This is a genomic window from Kitasatospora sp. NPDC057512, assembly GCF_042802135.1.
Classification (GTDB): Bacteria; Actinomycetota; Actinomycetes; order Streptomycetales; family Streptomycetaceae; genus Kitasatospora.
Map to the genome: position 1 here is coordinate 1 of NZ_JBHVET010001275.1, position 1,135 is coordinate 1,135.

Genomic DNA, 1,135 nt, shown 5'->3' on the forward strand with positions numbered 1-1,135 from the left:
GCGGCCAGAGCGAGTGCTGGTTCTCGTCGTTGACGAGCACGAGGAAGGTGCCGTCCTGGTCGTCGAAGGGGTTGGTCACGGGTCAGTCCTCCTGGTGGGAAAGGGTGGTGGTGCCGTCGGTGTCGCCGACGGCCTCGGTGATCCTGGCGGCCAGGACCGGTCCGATCTGGGCCAGCGAGCCGGCCTGGGTCATCCGGTCGTGCCGGGTGGTGATCTCGTGGGACTCGATCCGGCCGGTGACGTAGGGGCGCCAGGTCTCGGGCCCGGCGTCGTCCTCGGCGCGGTCGATCGTGGAGTTGAACAGCAGCAGGTCCCCGTCGAAGCCGCCGGGGACGAAGTCGACCGCCAGCTTCGAGTTGTTGATCATGATCTCGACGATCACCTCGACCTGTCGCTCGGTCAGGCCGGCCAGCGCGCTGCCCCGGCGGTTCAGCACCTCGGCGACCTCGGCGTAGGTGATCTCCCGGTCGCCCAGCTCGTCCGGGTCGACGTCGAGCACCCCGACGAGCACGTCCCGCACGGTGGGCACCGGAGCCACCTCGAACCGCACCTCCTTGACCGGGTAGGCGTCGAGGATCGCCAGCAGTGCGGTCCGTTCGCCGCGCGACTGCAGCTCGCAGGCGAGCGCGTGGGCGATCAGCCCGCCGGCGGACCAGCCGAGCAGCAGGTACGGGCCCTCCGGCTGGATCTTCTGGATCTGGTCGGCGTAGTCGGCCGCCATCTCCTCGTAGGACGTCGGCAGGGGTTCGGGCCGGCCGAGGCCGCGCGCCTGGATGGCGTAGACCGGGTGCTGCGGGCCGAGGTGGTTCAGCAGTCCGCTGTACGACCAGCTGATGCCGCCGCCGGGGTGGACGCAGAACAGCGGCGTCCCGGTCCCGGTCGAACGCAGCGGCAGCACCACGTCCAGCGCGTCCTCGGGGTCGTCCATGACCAGGCGCTCGGTGAGGCCGGCCACGGTCGGCGCCTCGAACAGCATCCGCAGTCCCAGCTCCAGGCCGAGGGTCTCGCGGACCCGGGAGGCCAGGCGGGCGGCCAGCAGCGAGTGCCCGCCCAGGTCGAAGAAGTTGTCGTCGATGCCCACCAGCTCCCGGCCGAGGACCTCGGCGAAGAGGCCGCACAGCAGCTGCTCCTGCGG

Annotated in this window: 2 protein-coding genes; both read right to left on the bottom strand. The window is 71.2% G+C overall.

The window, feature by feature from the left end; translation table 11 throughout:
- A partial coding sequence (locus tag ACFU6K_RS39450) for an MbtH family NRPS accessory protein (protein WP_380671559.1) occupies positions 1-79 on the bottom strand: 79 nt, incomplete at its 3' end.
- A 3-nt stretch (positions 80-82) separates the two neighbouring features.
- On the bottom strand, positions 83-1,135 hold a 1,053-nt coding region (locus ACFU6K_RS39455), incomplete at its 5' end, for an alpha/beta fold hydrolase (RefSeq protein ID WP_380671557.1).